This window comes from Pseudomonas sp. 22085 (assembly GCF_052045815.1).
In the GTDB taxonomy this organism is placed as follows: domain Bacteria; phylum Pseudomonadota; class Gammaproteobacteria; order Pseudomonadales; family Pseudomonadaceae; genus Aquipseudomonas; species Aquipseudomonas glycinae.
The window spans coordinates 278,187-297,090 of the sequence record NZ_JBQEQA010000001.1; the positions used below are offsets into that span (position 1 = coordinate 278,187).

Here is an 18,904-nt window from a genome sequence, read left to right on the forward strand (position 1 = left end):
CGATGACTCGCCCGCTCAGGAACACGCCGGGCAGGTCATCGACATCAGAACTTCGTACGGTACCAAGGCTTTGTCATGACGTCTGAAAACAACCCGCTGCGACACACTACCCTTTTCCCTTCGACGACTGCGGTTGAACGCTGGGCCATCCCCGGCCTCATTCTGGCGTTCGTATTGTTTTACCTGCTGCCATTGATGAGCCACGGCCTGTGGATCCCCGATGAAACCCGCTACGGCCAGATCAGCCAGGAAATGCTGCTGAGTGGCAATTGGGTAGCCCCGCACTTCATGGGCATCCGTTATTTCGAGAAACCGATTGCCGGCTACTGGATGATTGCCATCGGCCAGGCGATTTTCGGTGACAACCTGTTCGGCGTACGTATTGCTTCGGCGCTGAGTACCGGAGTCAGTGTCTGGCTGACCTATCTGATGGCTCGCCGGCTCTGGAACAACCCGCGCATCAGCACCGCCAGCGCCCTGTTTTATATGAGTTTCGGGCTGATTGCCGGTCAAGCCGGCTATGCCAATCTCGATCCGCAATTCACCTTGTGGGTCAACCTGAGCATGGTGGCTGCGTGGTTTGCCATCGACAGCCGTACGCCCCGCACTCGCCTGGGTGGCTGGGCGCTGCTCGGTGTTGCTTGCGGCATGGGGCTGATGACCAAAGGGTTCCTGGCCCTGCTGTTGCCGGTGCTGATCGCCCTGCCCTACATGCTCTGGCAACGGCGATTCGGTGAGCTGGTGCGTTACGGACTGGTCGCCGTGGTGGTCTGCGCCCTCGTCAGCCTGCCGTGGGTGTTGGCAGTCCATTACCGGGAACCGGACTTCTGGCGGTTCTTCTTCTGGCACGAACACATCCGTCGTTTTGCCGCCGGTGACGACGCGCAACATGCCCGCCCGTGGTGGTTCTACCTGCCGTTGCTGTTTGCCTCGACCCTGCCGTGGGCGCTGCTTCTGCCTTCGACCTTGCTGCGCATGTGGCGCGAAAAGCGTGAGGCAAAAACCGCTTACCTGGCACTGTGGTTCCTGCTGCCACTGGCCTTTTTCAGTCTAAGCAGCGGCAAACTTCCTACGTACATCATGCCGTGCCTGCTGCCCGTCGCGCTGTTGATGGGACAGACCGTAGTCAAGTGGCTGGATCAACGCAGTGGCCGATTCCTGCGCCTGAACGGTGTGTTCAACACGGTACTCGCCAGTGTTGCGCTGGTGGCCCTGCTCTATCTTCAGACCACGAAGGAAATCTACGAAAACACTGAGATGTTCAGCCTGTCGCTGGCCTATATCGTGCTGGTGGGCTGGATCATCGCCAACGCCTTGCAAGTGCTGCGGCCACTGACATTGTGGGCAATGCCGGCGCTGGGCATCGGCCTGCTCGTGGCGTTGCTGCCCGCCGCCATGCCGGCGCAGATCGTCAACAGCAAGATGCCGGATCAGTTCATCGCCGAGCATCAACGGGAACTAAGTGAAACCGCGTCGCTGCTGAGCAACGACCTGGGGGCGGCCTCCGCGCTGGCATGGCGCTTGAAACGCCCGCAGGTGGATCTGTTCAACACCATCGGTGAATTGAAATACGGCCTCGAAGACCCGGCCATGGCGGCGCGCAAAGTCACCCTGGACAGCGTCGGCCAGTGGATGACCGACGCGCGAAAAAAAGGCGCCGTCGGCGTGGTCTTGCGCGTCAACAGTACGCAGGAAGAACAGGAAGTCGAATTGCTGCCCGTGGACGGCAGGCATTATCGGCGCGGCAATCTGCACATTTTCATCTTTGCGCAGAAACAGCCATGACGGTGCGCAACAACGACCGCGCCGCCCTGTTGCTCCTGCTGGCGGCCAGCGCCCTGATGTTGCTGCTCGGCCTGGGCAGTCGCGAACTGTGGGGCGCGGAAACCCGCTGGGCCAACATCGCGTTGCAGATGCTGCAAAGCGGTGATTACTTCGACCCGTACCTCAAGGGCGATCCCTACTACGACAAGCCGTTACTGTCGTACTGGCTGATCACCGCAACCGCGTGGTTGACCGGTGGCCTGGATCACTGGTCGCTGCGCCTGCCTTCGGTGGTGTCCGCGTGGCTAAGCGTGTGGCTGGTGTATCAACTGGGCGAGCAGTTGTTTCGCAAGGGCACGGGACTGATCGCCGGCTGGATGCTGGCGACCACCTTCTATTTCGTGTTCTGGGCGCGGGTCGCCACGGCCGACATTCTGACCTTGTGCGGGGTGCTGGCAGCCGTCTGGTGGTATTGGCGCGGTCCTGAAGACACCCGGTTTTCGCGCTATGTGGTGTTCTGCGGCTTGCTGGCCCTGACCTCACTGTTCAAGGGGCTGATCGGCTTTATCCTGCCGGGGCTGGTGCTGCTGCCGCACCTGCTGCATGAAGGCCGCTGGAAGCGTCATCTCAATCTGAGACTACTCGCCGCGCTGGTGATTGCCGGGGCGTTCTACATGATGCCGTTCCTGCTGTCCCACCTCTACGGCGCGCCGAATTACGGGGAAAGCGGCCTCGGGCTGGTGTTGCGGGAAAACGTCGTGCGGTTTTTCCAGCCATTCGACAACATCGGCCCGATCTACACCTATTTGCTGTACCTGCCGATCTACACCCTGCCCTGGGCACCGTGCTGGATCATTGCCCTGTGGGTCGCGGCGCGTAACTGGAAACACATCGAACCGGACACCCGCTGGCTGATTCAGGGCCTCGGGTTGTTGATGCTGTTCTTCACCGCCAGCGGCAGCCGGCGCAGTTACTACGTGTTGCCACTGGTGCCGTTCGCGCAACTGCTCGGGGCCTGGTGGATCACCCGGCGCATGGCGGCTCGAAATGCCGCAGGCCCGTTCGGCGGGCGTGGTTTGAAAATCGGTTTCGGCGTGGCCACCGTCCTGCTGCTCGGCATACTCGGTGTGCTTTACCCGTGGACCAACAGCGGAGGCGGCGCAATCCGTTTCGGCGAAACCGTGCGTCTGCAAGCCAGCCAACGCGCACCGTTGAGCCAATGGCATCTGGTCATGGTCGAGGTCGACAATAAAGTGCCGATGTACCTGCAGACCGGCGGTGCGCCGTTCTACTACGTGCCGCAGAGCCGGGATTTCCCGCGCGACGGCGATACCGCAGCCATGATCGCCTGGCTGGAACGCACCAGCGGCCAGCACTGGGATCCGCAGCGGACCCTCTTTGTCGCCCAGTACCGCACCGGCGATCCCGTTCCGCTGAGTCACCTCAGCCGCGATCATCAGGTCATTACCACCACGCCCACCCGCGGCGAACAGCTATTCCACGGTCGCGAGGATCAAAGCGTGGCCTACCTGCCCCAAGGCTCCTGAAAGACAGCGCCGGGTTCGCCCGGCGTCCCCGCCGAGTGACTGCTAACCTGAATGGCAATGACATGTATTAACGGTTGTTTTGACGTTTTTTTCTCATTTGCCTCTCTACATTGCCAGCCAGCCAACATATGCAAATCATTCGCATTGAAACTCCCGCGAATGCTTGCCCATAACGTCTAAAAACAGGAGCTGCCCCCGCCATGAGTCCATCCCTTCCGTCCTTTCTGAAACAGGCCGCGCTGGCGACTGCGCTGCTCGCTGCCGGGCAGGCCTTTGCCGCCGACTCCGTCGGCCTTGTGGTCTACAACGCCCAGCACGAGACCCTGACCAAGGCGTGGGTCGCCGGCTTCACCGAGGAAACCGGGATCCCGGTCACCGTGCGCAACGGCGACGACACGGAAATGGGCAACCAGATTGTCCAGGAAGGCGCGTCTTCTCCTGCCGACGTATTCCTGACGGAAAACTCCCCGGCCATGGTGCTGGTGGACAACGCCAAGCTGTTCGCGCCGGTGGCTCCGGCGACTCTTGAGCAAGTCGACGCGGCGTATCGCCCGGCCCACGGCCAATGGGTCGGTATCGCCGCGCGCTCCACGGTGTTCGTCTATAACCCGGCCAAACTGCCGGAAAAAGACCTGCCCAAATCCCTGATGGACCTCGCGAGCCCGGCCTGGAAAGGTCGCTGGGCCGCGTCGCCTGCCGGTGCGGATTTCCAGGCCATCGTCGCCGCCGTGCTGGAACAGAAAGGCGAAGCCGCCACCCTCGAATGGCTCAAGGGCATGAAAGCCAACTTCACCGCCTACCGGGGCAACAGCTCGGTGCTCAAAGCGGTGAACGCCGGCCAGGTGGACAGCGGCGTGATCTATCACTATTACGCGTTCGTCGATCAGGCCAAGACCGGCGAAAACAGCAAGAACACTGCCCTGCACTACTTCAAGCATCAGGATCCGGGGGCGTTCGTGAGCATTTCCGGCGGCGGCGTGCTGGCTTCCAGCAAACACCAGGAGGACGCGCAGAAATTCCTCCAGTACATCACCGGCAAACAAGGCCAGGAAGTCCTGCGCACCGGCAATTCCTTTGAATACGCCGTGGGCAAGGACTCGGCCTCCAACCCCAAACTGGTGCCGTTGAAGGATCTGGACGCGCCGAAAGTCGATGCATCGGAGCTCGACAGCAAGAAAGCCGTCGAACTGATGACCCAGGCAGGACTGCTTTAATTGGTGCCTGAAACTCTGTCGGCGGGGATCGCTGCGGCGCCCTCCGCCCATTTGTCACGCCGGACCCGCGCCCTCAATGGGCGCGGTAGTCCATGGGTGGTCGTGCTGGCCATCGCGGTGTCGCTGCTGTCATTGGTGCCGATCGGTTTTGTGGTCGGCGTGTCGTGGTACACCGGCTGGGCGACTATCGAAGCCTTGGTCTTCCGCCCACGGGTCGCCGAGCTGCTGATCAACACCGTGCTCTTGGTGCTGATCACGCTGCCGATCTGCATCGTGCTCGGCACCACGCTGGCGTGGCTGACCGAACGCACCGACCTGCCGGGACGGCGATTGTGGTCACTGCTGGCGGTTGCGCCGCTGGCGGTACCGGCGTTCGTGCACAGCTACGCGTGGGTCAGCCTGTTTCCGTCGATTCATGGGCTGCCGGCGGGGGTGCTGGTGTCGGTGATCGGCTATTTCCCGTTTCTCTATTTGCCGATTGCGGCGACGTTGCGTCGACTCGATCCGGCGATTGAAGACGTGGCCGAATCCCTCGGCCTGAAACCGTGGGCCGTGTTCTTCCGGGTGGTGCTGCCGCAATTACGGCTGGCGATCTGTGGCGGTGCGTTGCTGGTGGGCCTGCACTTGCTGGCCGAATATGGCCTGTACGCAATGATCCGTTTCGACACCTTCACCACGGCGATCTTCGACCAGTTCAAATCGACCTTTAACGGCCCGGCCGCCAACATGCTCGCCAGCGTTCTGGCGTTGTGCTGCCTGGCGATGCTGGTGGTGGAATCCGGCGCCCGTGGTCATGCGCGATACGCCCGCGTCGGCTCTGGCAGCGCTCGCGAACAACGCACCGTGCGCCTGCAACGACGCACTGCCGCGCTGGGATTGTGCCTGCAAGGCGTGACCTGCCTGCTGGCCCTCGGCGTGCCGATGCTGACGTTGGGCAAATGGCTGATCGCCGGCGGTGCCGAGGTCTGGGAAGGCGAAGAACTGCTGCCGGCATTGCTTCAGACCCTGTCATTCGGCGTGGCCGGCGCGCTGTTGACCAGTCTGGCGGCAATCCCGATTGCCTGGCTGTCGATCCGGGCGCCCGGCAAGCTGCAACGCCTGCTTGAGGGTTGCAATTACATCACCAGCGCATTGCCCGGGATTGTCATGGCGCTGGCGCTGGTCACCGTGACCATCCATTTCGCCCGACCGATCTACCAGACCACCATTACTGTGCTGCTGGCCTACCTGCTGATGTTCCTGCCCCGCGCGCTGGTCAGCCTGCGCGCCGGGTTTGCACAGGCACCGGTGGAGCTGGAAAACATCGCACAAAGCCTCGGCCGTTCACCGTTGCGCGCCCTCTGGCTGATTACCTTGCGCCTCGCTGCACCCGGTGCGGCAGCGGGCGCGGCGCTGGTGTTTCTGGCGATCACCAATGAACTGACCGCGACCCTGTTGCTCGCGCCTAACGGCACGCGCACCCTGGCCACCGGTTTCTGGGCCATGACCAGCGAAATCGACTACGCCGCCGCAGCGCCTTACGCCCTGCTGATGGTGCTGCTGTCGCTGCCGCTCACGGCCATCCTCTATCACCAATCCAGGCGCAGTGCCGGCCGATGAACGCTCTCGACATCATCAATCTCAGCAAATCCTTCGGCGCGCAAACGGCGCTGGACTCCATCAACCTGTCCGTCCCGACCGGCAGCCGCACGGTGATCGTCGGCCCTTCGGGCTCCGGCAAGACCACCCTGTTGCGGATGATCGCCGGGTTCGAATTCCCCGACGCCGGCAGCCTGACGCTCAACGGCCAGACCCTGGTCGACCGCACCCACGCCGTGCCCGCGTATCAGCGGCAGATCGGGTACGTGCCGCAGGACGGCGCGCTGTTCCCGCACATGACCGTGGCCGACAACATCGGTTTCGGCTTGGCAGAAACCGGCAGCGCCAGAGCCGAACGTATTCAGGCGCTGATGGACAACGTCGCCCTGAACGCCGACATGGCCACACGCTGGCCCCACGAGTTGTCCGGCGGCCAACAGCAGCGGGTGTCCCTCGCCCGGGCACTGGCCCAACGTCCACGCCTGATGCTGCTCGACGAACCCTTCTCCGCCCTCGACACCGGCCTGCGCGGCGCCATGCGCAAAATGGTCGCGCGCCTGCTGGAAGAGGCTGGCGTGACCACGATTCTGGTGACCCACGATCAGGGCGAAGCGCTGTCGTTCGCCGATCAGTTGGCGGTCATGCGCGACGGTCGGCTGGTGCAGTCAGGCCATCCGATGGACCTCTACCGCTACCCCAACGATGAGCAAACTGCGCATTTTCTCGGCGAAGCCGTGGTCATGCCCGCCCGGATCGAAGCCGGCTGGGCGCACTGCGACCTGGGCCGGGTGATGGTCAACAGCAACGGATTTTCCGGCGCCGCGCAGATCATGCTGCGGCCCGAGCAACTGCAACTCTCGGACATTCCCGCCGACCTTGAGGGCTGCCACGCAGTGGTGACGGATCGGGACTTTGGCGGCAACGTCTGCACCCTGACGGTGGAGCTGCGCACGCAAGCCAGCCCCGGTCGCTCACTGCTGGTGCGCAGCTCCGGCATGCACGCGCCACCGGCCGGCAGCGCCGTGCAATTGTCCATTCTGGGGGCGGCCCACGTCTTTGCAACGCCCTGACTACAGGTCGAAGCGATCCACCGCGCGGCGACGCTCGTTGTCGTCGCGCACGTCGTAGTTGGCGGTTGTCTGGATATTGCTGTGGTGGGCCAGCTTCTGGGCAATCGACAGGTCATGCTCCTCAATCACCCGGGTGATGAACGAACGGCGGAAATCATGGGGCATGATCTTCACCCCGACCTGGGTGCCGCGCTGGCGGGCGATGTAATAGATCGCGTGCTTGGTGATGCGCTCGCGGGTGATATGGCTGCCACGGCGGATGCGGTTGAACAGAAACGCGTCGTCGCTCTCGCCTTCCTTGAGCTCCGAGCGACGAAACTCCAGCCAGGCATTAAGTTTGGCGAACGCCCAGGCTGGCGCGTATTTGATCAGTTGCTTATTGCCCTTGGCAGTCACGCACAGACTGCGCTCGTTGAAATCGACCTGATTGAGATCCAGATCCACCGACTCCGACTTGCGCATGCCAGTGCCGTACAACAGCGCAATCACCGCCGCATCGCGCAAACCTTGTGGCCGTGGATCAGCGGCGCATACTTCCATCAATTCATGAATCAGCGTGCGCTTCAGATTGCGCCCCTGGGACAGTCGCGTGCCGGCAATGCCTTTGACCGAGCGCATTTTCAATAGATGTTCCTGGCTGATCACGCTCATGCGCCAGGCTTCATTCATTACGCCGCGAATGGCGTTTACATACAGCGAAGAAGTATTCGGTGCGTAATTGTCGGCGCGCAATGCAGCGACTAATGCAACCACATCTTCCGGTTGCAGCGCATGCCAGGGAATTTCTTCGACGTTCATGTCTTCGAAACCGAGACGGTCGGCGGCATCTTGTAAAACGTAACGCATGGTGAGTTGGCTGGAGGGAGCCAGACGCGCCAGATATACAGTCATCGGGTTGGTTTTCAGGGGGTCGGGGGATGCAACGGGTAAGTCAATCAAACGTCGGGCCTTGAGTAAAAACAGTTCAACACAGCAACTAACAACTGCAACATTCTTAATATAAGGGGAACACTTCCGTAGGACTTTTCTACTAAAAACCGCGATAAACGGTAGAAGTCTGAACAGTGGCTGTATGGGTTTCAGATAAACGATTCGCCGACCGGTTTTTCATGTTCCTTTCACAAAAACGGGCATAACCTTAATTCCACTGAGTCCTGTGCCGGCGCCGCCCAAGCTGCCGGGCAATGACTGAAAAGTCAACCGAACCCGACGTTATGTCGTCTTGGCAACTTATTGATGCAAAGGATTTTTTCGCGTCTACGCTTTGATTGGATCCGATGTTCCATTGGATCTATTTCTTTTTTCTTTGCAATGAGGTGTGCATGAGTCAGGCGTTTCTCCCCTTCTCCCGCCCCAGTATCGGTGATGAAGAAATTGCCGCCGTGGAGCAAGTCCTGCGCTCCGGCTGGATCACCACCGGGCCGAAAAACCAGGCCCTCGAAGAACAGTTTGCCCAGTACGTCGGCAGTCGTCATGCCGTGGCACTTTCCTCGGCCACCGGTGCCATGCATGTAACGTTACTGGCACTGGGAATCGGCCCCGGCGATGAAGTCATCACCCCGTCGCAGACTTGGGTGTCCACCGCCAACATGATTTCCCTGCTCGGCGCCACGCCGGTGTTCGTCGATGTCGACCGCGACACCCTGATGACCGACGCCGCGCGCATCGAAGCCGCCATCACCCCGCGCACCAAAGCGATCATTCCGGTGCATTACGCTGGCGCCGCGTTTGATCTCGACCCGCTCTACGCGCTGGCCGACAAGCATGGCATCGCCGTGATCGAAGACGCCGCCCACGCCGCTGGCACCCGCTACAAGGGTCGTCACGTCGGCTCGCAAGGCACCGCAATCTTTTCTTTCCACGCGATCAAGAACATGACCTGCGCCGAAGGCGCGATGTTCGTCACCGATGATGAAGCTTTGGCCAACCGCGTGCGCATGCTCAAGTTTCATGGTCTGGGCGTCGATGCGTACGACCGCCTGACCCATGGCCGCAAACCCCAGGCCCAGGTGATCGAGCCCGGCTTCAAATACAACCTGGCCGACATCAACGCCGCGATTGCCCTGGTGCAGCTCGAGCGTCTGGACGCGATCAACGCCCGTCGCACCGAACTGGCCACGCAATACCTGCAAAAACTCGAAGGCCTGCCGGTGCAACCGCTGGTCGTGCCGCAATACGCCCAGCAGCACGCCTGGCACCTGTTCATCCTGCGTATCGACAGCGAGCGCTGCGGCATGGACCGCGAAGCCTTCATGAAGGGTTTGCAGGAGCAAGGCATCGGCACCGGCATCCACTTCATCGCCACCCACCTGCACACCTGGTATCGCCAGCGTGATCCGCACCTGTCCCTGCCCGACACCGAGTGGAACTCGGCGCGGCTGTGCTCGATTCCCTTGTTTCCCGACATGACCGACCAGGATCTGGACCGGGTCGTCGGGGCCATTGAACACCTGATGGGGAAACGCCCGTGAGACCTTATCCGATTCATTGCGTGTCGATCGTCATCCCGGTCTACAACGAAGAAGACAGCCTGCCGGAACTGCTGCGCCGTACCCAGGCCGCCTGCCAGCAACTGCATCATGATTACGAAATCGTGCTGGTCGACGACGGCAGCCGCGACGCCTCCGCGCAACTGCTCGAGGACGCTGCCTCGGTCGATGACAGCCCGTTTGTGGCCGTCATCCTCAACCGCAACTACGGTCAGCACGCGGCGATCATGGCCGGTTTCGAACAGTGCAAGGGCGACGTGGTGATCACCCTCGACGCCGACCTGCAGAACCCGCCGGAAGAAATCCCGCGGCTGGTGGCCGAGGCCGAAAAAGGCTTTGACGTGGTCGGCACCGTGCGCGGCAACCGTCAGGATTCGGCGCTGCGTCGCTACCCTTCGAAACTGATCAACCTCGCCGTGCAACGCTCCACCGGCGTTGCCATGAGCGATTACGGCTGCATGCTGCGCGCCTACCGCCGCACCATCATCGACGCGATGCTCGCCTGCCGCGAACGCAGCACGTTCATTCCGATCCTCGCCAACAGCTTCGCCCGCCACACCACGGAAATCACCGTGGCCCACGCCGAGCGCGAGCACGGTGATTCGAAGTACAGCCCGATGCGTTTGATCAACCTGATGTTCGACCTGATCACCTGCATGACCACCACGCCCCTGCGCCTGCTGAGCATCGTCGGTTTCGCCATGGCCGGGCTCGGCGTGCTGTTCGCGGCGGCGCTGATCTTCATGCGCCTGGCGTTTGGCGCCGGATGGGCCGGCGATGGCCTGTTCGTACTGTTCGCCGTGCTGTTCGTGTTCACTGGTGGCCAGTTCATCGGCATGGGCCTGCTGGGCGAATACCTGGGCCGCATGTACAGCGACGTGCGCGCCCGTCCACGTTTCTTCATTGAAAAAGTCCTGCGCGGCCATCCCGCCACGCCGGCCCCCGCCATCACCGTTGACGGCCTCACTTCCAACTCCACGTCCGATCAGGTTCTCTCATGAGCGCAAAAACCGTTGTCTTCGCTTACCACGATATTGGCTGCGCCGGCATTCAAGCCCTGCTCGACAGTGGCTATGACATTGCGGCGGTGTTTACCCATGCCGATGATCCCAAGGAGAACGCCTTCTACGCCTCGGTTGCACAACTGTGCGCCAACAAAGGCATCGCGGTTCACGCACCGGAAGACGCCAACCATCCGCTGTGGATCGAACGGATCGCCAAGCTCGACCCGGATTACATCTTCTCGTTCTACTACCGCAACCTGCTGAGCGAGCCGCTGCTGGCGCTGGCCAAAAAAGGCGCGTTCAACCTGCACGGCTCCTTGTTGCCGCGCTACCGTGGCCGCGCGCCGGCCAACTGGGTGCTGGTCAACGGCGAAACCGAAACCGGTGTCACCCTGCACCGCATGGTCAAACGCGCCGACGCCGGCGCCATCGTCGCCCAACAACGTGTAGCCATCGAACGCAGCGACACCGCGCTGAGCCTGCACGGCAAACTGCGCACGGCCGCAAGCGACCTGCTGCGCGACGCGCTGCCAGCGATGCTTCAGGGCAAAATCACCGAAACCCCGCAAGACGAATCCAAAGCCACCGTGTTCGGTCGCCGTACCCCGGCGGACGGCAAACTGGTCTGGGCGCAACCGGCCGAAAAACTGTTCAACCTGGTGCGGGCCGTGACTCAGCCCTACCCCGGCGCCTTCTGCGCCGTGGGCGAGCACAAGCTGATCGTCTGGAGTGCCGAAGTCGTCAAGGGCAACGAAGGTCAGGCGCCGGGCCGTGTCATCAGTGTCGATCCGCTGCGCATCGCCTGCGGTGAAGATTCGCTGGTGATCAACGCCGGCCAGCGCAACGACAACGGCCTGTACCTCAGCGGCCCGCAACTGGCCAATGAACTCGGTCTGGTGGACGGTTCGCTGCTGCGCGGTGCCGAGTCCGGCCGTGGCCCGCGCCGCACACGGGTGCTGATCCTTGGCGTCAATGGCTTCATCGGCAACCATTTGTCCGAGCGCCTGCTGCGTGACGAGCGCTACGAAGTCTATGGCCTGGACATCGGCTCCGACGCCATCGACCGCCTGCGCAGCCACCCGCGTTTTCACTTCGTAGAAGGCGACATCAGCATTCACTCGGAGTGGATCGAGTACCACATCAAGAAATGCGACGTTGTGCTGCCGCTGGTGGCCATCGCCACGCCGATCGAATACACGCGCAACCCGCTGCGGGTATTCGAGCTCGACTTCGAAGAAAACCTGAAACTGGTGCGCTACTGCGTCAAGTACAACAAGCGCGTGATCTTCCCGTCGACCTCGGAAGTCTATGGCATGTGCCAGGACAAGCACTTCGACGAAGACCGCTCCAACCTGATCGTCGGCCCGATCAACAAGCAGCGCTGGATCTACTCGGTGTCCAAGCAACTGCTGGACCGGGTGATCTGGGCCTACGGCGCCAAGGGCCTGAACTTCACCCTGTTCCGTCCCTTCAACTGGATGGGCCCTCGGCTGGATCGCCTCGATTCGGCACGTATCGGCAGCTCCCGCGCCATTACCCAGTTGATCCTCAACCTGGTGGAAGGCACGCCGATCCGCCTGTTCGACGGCGGCGAGCAGAAGCGCTGCTTCACCGACATCGCCGACGGCGTCGAAGCACTGGCGCGGATCATCGATAACGACAACGACGTCTGCAACGGCCAGATCATCAACATCGGCAACCCGGACAACGAAGCGAGCATTCGCCAGTTGGGCGAGGAACTGCTGCGCCAGTTCGAGGCTCACCCGCTGCGCAGCAACTTCCCGCCGTTCGCCGGTTTCCGCGACGTGGAAAGCAAGGCGTTCTACGGCGCCGGTTATCAGGACGTCGAGCACCGCAAGCCGAGCATCGCCAATGCCAAGCGCCTGCTGGACTGGACGCCGACCGTGGAAATGCGCGAGACCATCGGCAACACGCTGGACTTCTTCCTGCGTGAGGCCATGGCCGAAATCGAGAGCAAGCGTTGATGCAGGCCGGCTTGCGCATCGATGTCGACACCTTTCGCGGCACCCGTGAAGGCGTGCCGCGTCTGCTCGACATGCTCGACGAGGCGCAGATCAAGGCGACGTTTTTCTTCAGTGTCGGCCCGGACAACATGGGCCGGCACCTGTGGCGCCTGATCCGTCCGCAGTTCCTCTGGAAGATGCTGCGTTCCAACGCCGCCGGCCTGTACGGCTGGGACATCCTGCTGGCGGGCACGGCGTGGCCGGGCAAGCCGATCGGTCGCGACCTCGGGCACCTGATGCGTCAGGCCCGGGCCGCCGGCCACGAAGTCGGTCTGCACGCCTGGGATCACCACGGCTGGCAGGCCAATGCCGGGCGCTGGAGCGATGCACAACTGGTCGAGCAGATCCGTCAGGGCGTCGACACCTTGGGCGACATCCTTGGCGAAAAGGTCACCTGTTCGGCCGCCGCCGGTTGGCGCGCGGACGAGCGTGTGATCGAAGCCAAGCAGGCCTTCGGCTTTCGCTACAACAGCGATTGCCGTGGGCAGCGGGTGTTCCGTCCGTTGCTGGCCGATGGTTCGGTCGGTGCGCCGCAGATTCCGGTGGACCTGCCGACCTTCGATGAAGTGGTCGGGCCGCGTGTGGCAGCGAAGGATTTCAACGCCTTCATCCTCGACCGGTTCCGCCCGGACAACCTCAACGTCTACACCATTCACGCCGAAGTAGAAGGGATTCTGATGGCCGATGATTTTCGTCGACTGCTGGCCGATGCGCGCCAGCGACATATCCACTTTCAGCCGCTGGGCGACTTGCTGCCCGAGTTTCTCAACACCCTGCCCGTCGGCCGTGTGCAACGCGGCGCACTCGAAGGCCGCGAAGGCTGGCTGGGAGTGCAAGGCGCATGAGCAAACGCTGGGCATTGCCGCTGTTGCTGGGGATTTTTCTGCTGGCTTATCTGCTGCCGCTGGGCAGCCATGGTTTGTGGATTCCCGATGAAACCCGTTATGCGCAGATCAGCCAGGAGATGCTGCTGAGCGGCAACTGGGTGTCGCCGCATTTCATGAGCCTGCGTTACTTCGAAAAACCGGCGGCCGGTTACTGGATGATTGCCATCGGGCAGGCCGTGTTCGGGCAAAACCTGTTCGGCGTGCGGTTTGCCTCGGCCCTGAGCACCGGGTTGAGCGTGCTGCTGTGCTTCCTTATCGCCCGCCGTTTGTGGAACGACCCGCGCAAAAGCTTCGTCTGCGCCCTGCTCTACATGAGTTTCGTCATCGTCGCCGGCCAGGCCGGTTACGCCAACCTCGATCCGCAATTCACCTTCTGGGTCAACCTGAGTCTGGTGGCGTTGTGGTTTGCCCTCGACAGCCGTTCCAATGGTCAGCGGATCGCCGGCTGGGCGGTGCTGGGTCTGGCGTGCGGCATGGGGTTCATGACCAAGGGTTTTCTCGCCTGGTTGCTGCCGGTGCTGATCGCGTTGCCGTGGATGCTCTGGCAAAAACGCTGGAAGGAATTGCTGCTGTACGGCCCGGTGGCCATTGCGGTGGCGATCATCGTCAGCCTGCCGTGGGTGTTGGCGGTTCATGGTCAGGAACCGGATTACTGGCGGTTCTTCTTCTGGCACGAACACATCCGCCGCTTTGCCGGGGACGATGCGCAGCATGACGCGCCGTGGTGGTTCTATCTGCCGCTGCTGGTGGCCTTCAGTCTGCCGTGGGTCGGGATGCTGCCGGTGGCGCTGAAGCAGGCGTGGCAGACCCGCCGCGAAACCGGCATCGCGTTTCTCGGCCTGTGGCTGCTGATGCCGCTGCTGTTCTTCAGCCTGAGCAACGGCAAGCTGCCGACCTACATCCTGCCGTGCCTGCTGCCGCTGGCGTTGCTGCTGGGCCACGCGCTGGCCGATCGCTTGCGTCTGGAGCAAGGCCGGGCGCTGGGCCTCAATGGTCTACTGAATCTGTTGCTGGGCATCGTCACGCTGATCGGGCTGGTTTACGTGCAGCTCAAGCGTCCGTTGTACGACCACGAATTGCACAGTCTGGTGCTGGTGTTCATCGCCCTGACCGGCTGGATCATCAGCAACCTGCTGCAGGCCTTCCGCCCGTTGCAATGCTGGGCGGCGCCGGCGGTGGGCAGTCTGCTGCTGATCGCATTGCTGCCGGCGGCACTGCCCAAATCGGTGGTGGCGAACAAGATGCCGGACCAGTTCGTCCTCGCCCACCAAACGGAGCTGGCGACGACCACGCACCTGTTGAGCAACGACCTGGGCGCCGCGTCGGCCCTGTCCTGGCGCCTCAAACGCCCGCAGGTGGCGCTGTACAACACGATAGGCGAATTGAAATATGGCCTTGCCTATCCTGACGGCATTCAACAACGGGTCGATCCCGATCAGGTGCAACAGTGGATGCGCCAAGCCCGCAAGACCGGTTCGGTCGGCGTGGTGATGCGGGTCAAGGGGCAAGACGAACTGGACGAACTCGACAGACTGCCCAAGGACGGCGTTCGTTATGAGCAGGGCAACCTGGTGATCATGATTCTTCCGCAGGAGGCGTCATGAGCCTGTGGTTGCTGTTGTTCGCCTGCCTGCTGACCTGCCTGGGCCAAATCGCGCAGAAATTTGCCGTCGAGAGCTGGCGCGGCGCGAGCCTGTCGTGGTCGCGCAAATTGCGCTCGCCGTGGCTGTGGCTGGCGCTGTTTGCCCTCGGCACCGGTCTGCTGGTGTGGCTGCTGGTGTTGCAGCGCCTGCCGGTCAGCATCGCCTACCCGATGCTCAGCCTCAATTTCGTGATCATCACCCTGATCGCTCGCTTCGTATTCAGGGAGCCCGTCGACGCTCAGCACTGGTTCGGTGTGGTGCTGGTGATTGGTGGCGTGGCGCTGCTGGGGCAACAGTCATGAACCGGTGCCGTGGAATCTTCTTCGCCCTGGCCAGCGTGCTGCTGGTCAGCGGGGCGCAACTGAGCATGCGCTGGAGCATGACGCGCCTGCCCCGGCCTGATCAGTGGCTGGCCATGCCCAGTGTCGACTCAGTCGCGCTGGTCGTGGTGCTGGCGGCGATCTTCGCCTATGCGCTGTCGATGCTCTGCTGGCTTGCCGCCCTGCGCGATCTGCCGCTGGGCCGGGCCTATTCGCTGCTGAGCATCAGCTACGCGCTGGTGTACCTGCTGGCGGCCAGCCTGCCGCTGTTCAACGAATCCTTCAGTTTCTCTAAATCACTGGGTGTGGCGCTGGTCATGCTCGGGGTCATCACCATCAACACTCGTCCGGCCCGTGCGCCCGAATTGAGGAGTTCGCCATGAAAATCACAGTGTTTGGTAGCGGTTATGTCGGCCTGGTGCAGGCCGCCGTGCTGGCCGAGGTCGGCCATGACGTGGTGTGCATGGACATCGACGAGAAAAAAGTCGAGCTGCTGCGCCAGGGTCACGTCAGCATCTTCGAGCCGGGGCTGGCCAGTCTGGTCCGCGAAGGCCTGGACGCCGGACGCCTGCAATTCACCTGCGATGAAAAACTCGCGGTGCAGCACGGCAAGGTCGCGTTCATTGCCGTTGGCACTCCGTCGAAAGAAGACGGTTCGGCCGACCTGCGTTACGTGCTGTCGGTGGGCGACGCGGTGGCCCGGCACCGTGAGCAGCCACTGATTCTGGTGGAGAAATCCACCGTACCCGTGGGCACCGGCGATACCTTGCGCACGCACCTGGACAAAGCCCTGGTCAAGGCCGGGCGCCTGCTGCAGTTCGATATCGTGTCCAACCCGGAATTTCTCAAGGAAGGCTCGGCGGTCGCCGATTGCCGCCGGCCGGACCGGATCGTCATCGGTTGCGAACGCGAAGAAGTGCGCGACGTGATGCGCGACCTGTACTCGCCGTTCAACCGCAACCACGACCGCATCATGTTCATGGACCTGCGCAGCGCCGAGCTGACCAAGTACGCCGCCAACTGCATGCTGGCGACCAAGATCAGCTTCATCAACCAGATCGCCGAACTGGCCGAACACCTGGGCGCGGACATCGAATCGGTACGCCAGGGCATCGGCGCCGACAGCCGTATCGGCTATCACTTCATCTACCCCGGTTGCGGTTACGGCGGCTCGTGCTTCCCCAAAGACATGCGCGCGCTGATCCATAGCGCCGAAGAAGCGCACTGCTCCAGCGATCTGCTGCAAGCGGTGGAAGCGATCAACCAGCGGCAGAAACACAAGCTGTTCGAACGGATCAACGCGTTTTACAAGGGCGAACTGCGCGGCAAAACCTTCGCGGTCTGGGGCCTGGCCTTCAAGCCGAACACCGACGACATGCGCGACGCGCCAAGCCGGGTCTTGCTCGAATCGCTGTGGGCCGCCGGCGCCAACGTGCGGGCATTCGACCCGGAAGCCATGCAGGAAACCCAGCATCTGTACCCGGACGAATCGAAACTGATGCTGATGGGCACCCCGGAATCGGTTCTCGCCGGTTCCGATGCACTGATCATCTGTACCGAATGGCAGCAGTTCAAGGCGCCGGATTTCGACCTGATCCAGCAACGCCTCAAGGCCCCGGTGATCTTCGACGGTCGCAATCTGTACGACGCTGAACGCCTGGCCCGAAACGGCTTCCATTATTTCCCGATGGGCCGTGGCGAATCGCGCTCCCTGCCGATTCCTTTGCAGCAGTGGCCGCACGCCTCGGACGTGGCTTGATCGGTTTAACCCCTGCCCTGCGCCGGCAGTCCCTGATCGCAGGGCTGCTGGCGTTTCTGCTGTTCATCGCCGGCGTGTACGGGCAGGCGCCCATCGGTTTTGACTCGCGCTTCGTGTTGTTCACCCAGGAAATGCTGCGACACGGGCCCAGCGTGTTTCCCACCACTTATGGTGAGCCGTACGCCGATTATTCGGCGCTGTCGACGCTGTTCATCTGGCTGTTGTCGTTGCCGTTCGGCACGGTCAACAGCCTGACAGCGTGGCTGCCGAGCGCGGTTGCCGGCGCGGTGATCGTGACGTTGATGTATCGATTGCTCGCGCCCTCGTCCGTGCGCTGGGCGATCGTCAGCATCGCGTTGCTGATGCTCACCAGCACCTTCATCACCGAAACGCGCGCGGTGTCGCAGGACCTGATGCTCGCCGCCGTAGCGTTTTCGGTGTTCTACCTCGGCTATGCCCACGACCATTTCGCTGCCGGTCGGCGCTGGCCGCTGGTGTTCATTCTGTTGCTGCTGGGGTTTGGCATTCGCGGGCCGATCGGGCTGGTGGTGCCGACCGGCATGCTGTGCAGCTACTACCTGCTGGATCGCCAATGGTCGCGCCTGTTGCTCTTCGGGGTGCTGGCTTCGCTGCTGCTGGCGGCCTGCGTCGGGCTGTTGTTGTGGCTGGCGGAGGTCAGCGGCGGGCCGGCGTTTCGTCAGGACGTGATCCGCATGCAGTTCATGGGGCGCATGGACGGCAGCGAAGGCGTCAGCGGTTCGCTGTATTACTTCACCAGCTCCCTGGGCAACTACGCGCTGGCCTATCCGCTGGCCTTGCTCGCGCTGGCGGCGGCATGGTTGAGCAAGCCCCGGCAACGCGGCCCGGCGTTGCGACTGGTGCAGTACTGCGCCGCTGCAGGGTTGATCGTGATGGTCGGGCTGTCGATTCCACAGGCGAAAAAGGCCCGTTACCTGCTGCCGATGCTACCCATGGCGGCGATTATTGCGGCGTATCCGTTTCAGGTGTTGCATGGCCGGGTGTTTGCCTGGCTACGCCTCGGCATACAGGGACTGTGGTTGTTGATTCCCGGATTGTTGATCGTCCTGTTATGGGTAGCGAAACGACGGTTTCCCGAGTCGTTGACCGGCCTGACGTCGGTAATGATCGTGCTGGGATTGCTGCAACTGGCCGCGTTGTCACGGTTGTGGCTACCGCGCTGGCGAACCGAAGTTCTCGCGTTCTGCGCCGTGCTGGCGGTCTGGGCGGCGTACGCACTGGTGTTCGAGCCGGTGGAGCGCCAGCTGTATGACACGCGATCCTTCAGCCAGGCCGCCATGGTGCGGATCCACGAGCAACCCGCACCGCTGGTGCTGCACGGCATGGGCAAGGATGCCAAGGCCATCAAGTTCATGGTCAACGTCGAGCAGGATCTGCAACCGCTGTTCACTGAAACCACGCAAGCGCTCGAAGCACTCAAGGGGCCGGCGTGGCTGATGATGGATCGCAGCGACTATCAAGCCCTGCAAGGCACGCCGCTGGGGGCGCTGCAACCGGTGCTGAGCGGGCGTTTCGACAAAAACGATTATGTGTTGCTGTGGCTGACGCCTTAACCTGCGCGACGTG

The 18,904-nt window shown here is 62.3% G+C and carries 15 protein-coding genes; 14 read left to right on the forward strand and 1 reads right to left on the reverse strand.

Features of this window, described 5'->3' with window-relative positions:
• Window positions 1-75 precede the first annotated feature (75 nt).
• The 5 genes from arnT (ACTJK7_RS01150) to ACTJK7_RS01170 all read left to right on the forward strand — a co-directional run bounded on the left by arnT (ACTJK7_RS01150) (window position 76) and on the right by ACTJK7_RS01170 (window position 7,173).
• Window positions 76-1,785 carry a lipid IV(A) 4-amino-4-deoxy-L-arabinosyltransferase gene (arnT, locus tag ACTJK7_RS01150; protein WP_323150859.1) on the forward strand — a complete coding sequence of 570 codons (1,710 nt, stop codon included), beginning with the start codon at window positions 76-78 and terminating at the stop codon, window positions 1,783-1,785.
• Window positions 1,782-3,311, forward strand: coding sequence for an ArnT family glycosyltransferase (locus ACTJK7_RS01155; protein ID WP_323162364.1), 1,530 nt, complete (start codon window positions 1,782-1,784; stop codon window positions 3,309-3,311). Before arnT (ACTJK7_RS01150) ends, ACTJK7_RS01155 begins: the two co-directional genes overlap by 4 nt.
• A 200-nt stretch (window positions 3,312-3,511) precedes the next feature.
• A complete protein-coding gene (locus tag ACTJK7_RS01160) occupies window positions 3,512-4,525 on the forward strand; it encodes an iron ABC transporter substrate-binding protein (RefSeq protein WP_108562030.1) in 1,014 nt (337 codons plus the stop codon).
• 3 nt (window positions 4,526-4,528) lie between these two features.
• Complete coding sequence (locus ACTJK7_RS01165; RefSeq protein WP_108563685.1) at window positions 4,529-6,124, forward strand: ABC transporter permease; 1,596 nt, start codon at window positions 4,529-4,531, stop codon at window positions 6,122-6,124.
• Window positions 6,121-7,173 (forward strand): ABC transporter ATP-binding protein, encoded by a 1,053-nt coding sequence (locus ACTJK7_RS01170; protein WP_440779602.1) that lies wholly within the window; start codon window positions 6,121-6,123, stop codon window positions 7,171-7,173. Before ACTJK7_RS01165 ends, ACTJK7_RS01170 begins: the two co-directional genes overlap by 4 nt.
• Here the strand turns inward: ACTJK7_RS01170 and ACTJK7_RS01175 are convergent, their stop codons facing one another.
• Window positions 7,174-8,064: a site-specific integrase gene (locus ACTJK7_RS01175; RefSeq protein ID WP_440779601.1), complete on the reverse strand. Its 891-nt coding sequence runs from the start codon at window positions 8,062-8,064 to the stop codon at window positions 7,174-7,176.
• A gap of 431 nt (window positions 8,065-8,495) precedes the next feature.
• Here ACTJK7_RS01175 and arnB point away from each other — a divergent pair, with 431 nt between their 5' ends.
• From arnB to ACTJK7_RS01220, 9 genes are read left to right on the forward strand one after another with little or no spacing between them, the layout of a single operon-like run.
• The gene (gene arnB, locus ACTJK7_RS01180; RefSeq protein WP_440779600.1) at window positions 8,496-9,644 is read left to right on the forward strand and encodes a UDP-4-amino-4-deoxy-L-arabinose aminotransferase; all 1,149 of its coding nucleotides are present in this window, start codon (window positions 8,496-8,498) and stop codon (window positions 9,642-9,644) included.
• Window positions 9,641-10,663, forward strand: coding sequence for an undecaprenyl-phosphate 4-deoxy-4-formamido-L-arabinose transferase (arnC, locus tag ACTJK7_RS01185; RefSeq protein WP_103385223.1), 1,023 nt, complete (start codon window positions 9,641-9,643; stop codon window positions 10,661-10,663). The genes arnB and arnC overlap by 4 nt, the downstream gene beginning before the upstream one ends.
• Window positions 10,660-12,651 (forward strand): bifunctional UDP-4-amino-4-deoxy-L-arabinose formyltransferase/UDP-glucuronic acid oxidase ArnA, encoded by a 1,992-nt coding sequence (arnA, locus tag ACTJK7_RS01190; protein WP_440779599.1) that lies wholly within the window; start codon window positions 10,660-10,662, stop codon window positions 12,649-12,651. Before arnC ends, arnA begins: the two co-directional genes overlap by 4 nt.
• Window positions 12,651-13,535, forward strand: coding sequence for a 4-deoxy-4-formamido-L-arabinose-phosphoundecaprenol deformylase (gene arnD, locus ACTJK7_RS01195; RefSeq protein ID WP_108562040.1), 885 nt, complete (start codon window positions 12,651-12,653; stop codon window positions 13,533-13,535). Before arnA ends, arnD begins: the two co-directional genes overlap by 1 nt.
• Complete coding sequence (arnT, locus tag ACTJK7_RS01200) at window positions 13,532-15,181, forward strand: lipid IV(A) 4-amino-4-deoxy-L-arabinosyltransferase (protein ID WP_108562042.1); 1,650 nt, start codon at window positions 13,532-13,534, stop codon at window positions 15,179-15,181. Before arnD ends, arnT (ACTJK7_RS01200) begins: the two co-directional genes overlap by 4 nt.
• Window positions 15,178-15,522 (forward strand): 4-amino-4-deoxy-L-arabinose-phosphoundecaprenol flippase subunit ArnE, encoded by a 345-nt coding sequence (gene arnE, locus ACTJK7_RS01205; RefSeq protein ID WP_108562044.1) that lies wholly within the window; start codon window positions 15,178-15,180, stop codon window positions 15,520-15,522. Before arnT (ACTJK7_RS01200) ends, arnE begins: the two co-directional genes overlap by 4 nt.
• A complete protein-coding gene (gene arnF / locus ACTJK7_RS01210) occupies window positions 15,519-15,923 on the forward strand; it encodes a 4-amino-4-deoxy-L-arabinose-phosphoundecaprenol flippase subunit ArnF (RefSeq protein ID WP_108562046.1) in 405 nt (134 codons plus the stop codon). The genes arnE and arnF overlap by 4 nt, the downstream gene beginning before the upstream one ends.
• A complete protein-coding gene (locus ACTJK7_RS01215; protein ID WP_064596803.1) occupies window positions 15,920-17,299 on the forward strand; it encodes a UDP-glucose dehydrogenase family protein in 1,380 nt (459 codons plus the stop codon). The genes arnF and ACTJK7_RS01215 overlap by 4 nt, the downstream gene beginning before the upstream one ends.
• Window positions 17,296-18,891, forward strand: a complete 1,596-nt coding sequence (locus ACTJK7_RS01220) for an ArnT family glycosyltransferase (RefSeq protein ID WP_440779598.1) — start codon at window positions 17,296-17,298, stop codon at window positions 18,889-18,891. Before ACTJK7_RS01215 ends, ACTJK7_RS01220 begins: the two co-directional genes overlap by 4 nt.
• The last annotated feature ends 13 nt before the right edge of the window (window positions 18,892-18,904 follow it).

Coding starts and splice junctions, on each gene's coding strand:
- arnT (WP_323150859.1), top strand. CDS start 76: ATGACGTCTGAAAACAACCCGCTGCGACACACTACCCTTTTCCCTTCG.
- ACTJK7_RS01155 (WP_323162364.1), top strand. CDS start 1,782: ATGACGGTGCGCAACAACGACCGCGCCGCCCTGTTGCTCCTGCTGGCG.
- ACTJK7_RS01160 (WP_108562030.1), top strand. CDS start 3,512: ATGAGTCCATCCCTTCCGTCCTTTCTGAAACAGGCCGCGCTGGCGACT.
- ACTJK7_RS01170 (WP_440779602.1), top strand. CDS start 6,121: ATGAACGCTCTCGACATCATCAATCTCAGCAAATCCTTCGGCGCGCAA.
- ACTJK7_RS01175 (WP_440779601.1), bottom strand. CDS start 8,064: ATGACTGTATATCTGGCGCGTCTGGCTCCCTCCAGCCAACTCACCATG.
- arnB (WP_440779600.1), top strand. CDS start 8,496: ATGAGTCAGGCGTTTCTCCCCTTCTCCCGCCCCAGTATCGGTGATGAA.
- arnA (WP_440779599.1), top strand. CDS start 10,660: ATGAGCGCAAAAACCGTTGTCTTCGCTTACCACGATATTGGCTGCGCC.
- arnD (WP_108562040.1), top strand. CDS start 12,651: ATGCAGGCCGGCTTGCGCATCGATGTCGACACCTTTCGCGGCACCCGT.
- arnT (WP_108562042.1), top strand. CDS start 13,532: ATGAGCAAACGCTGGGCATTGCCGCTGTTGCTGGGGATTTTTCTGCTG.
- arnE (WP_108562044.1), top strand. CDS start 15,178: ATGAGCCTGTGGTTGCTGTTGTTCGCCTGCCTGCTGACCTGCCTGGGC.
- arnF (WP_108562046.1), top strand. CDS start 15,519: ATGAACCGGTGCCGTGGAATCTTCTTCGCCCTGGCCAGCGTGCTGCTG.
- ACTJK7_RS01215 (WP_064596803.1), top strand. CDS start 15,920: ATGAAAATCACAGTGTTTGGTAGCGGTTATGTCGGCCTGGTGCAGGCC.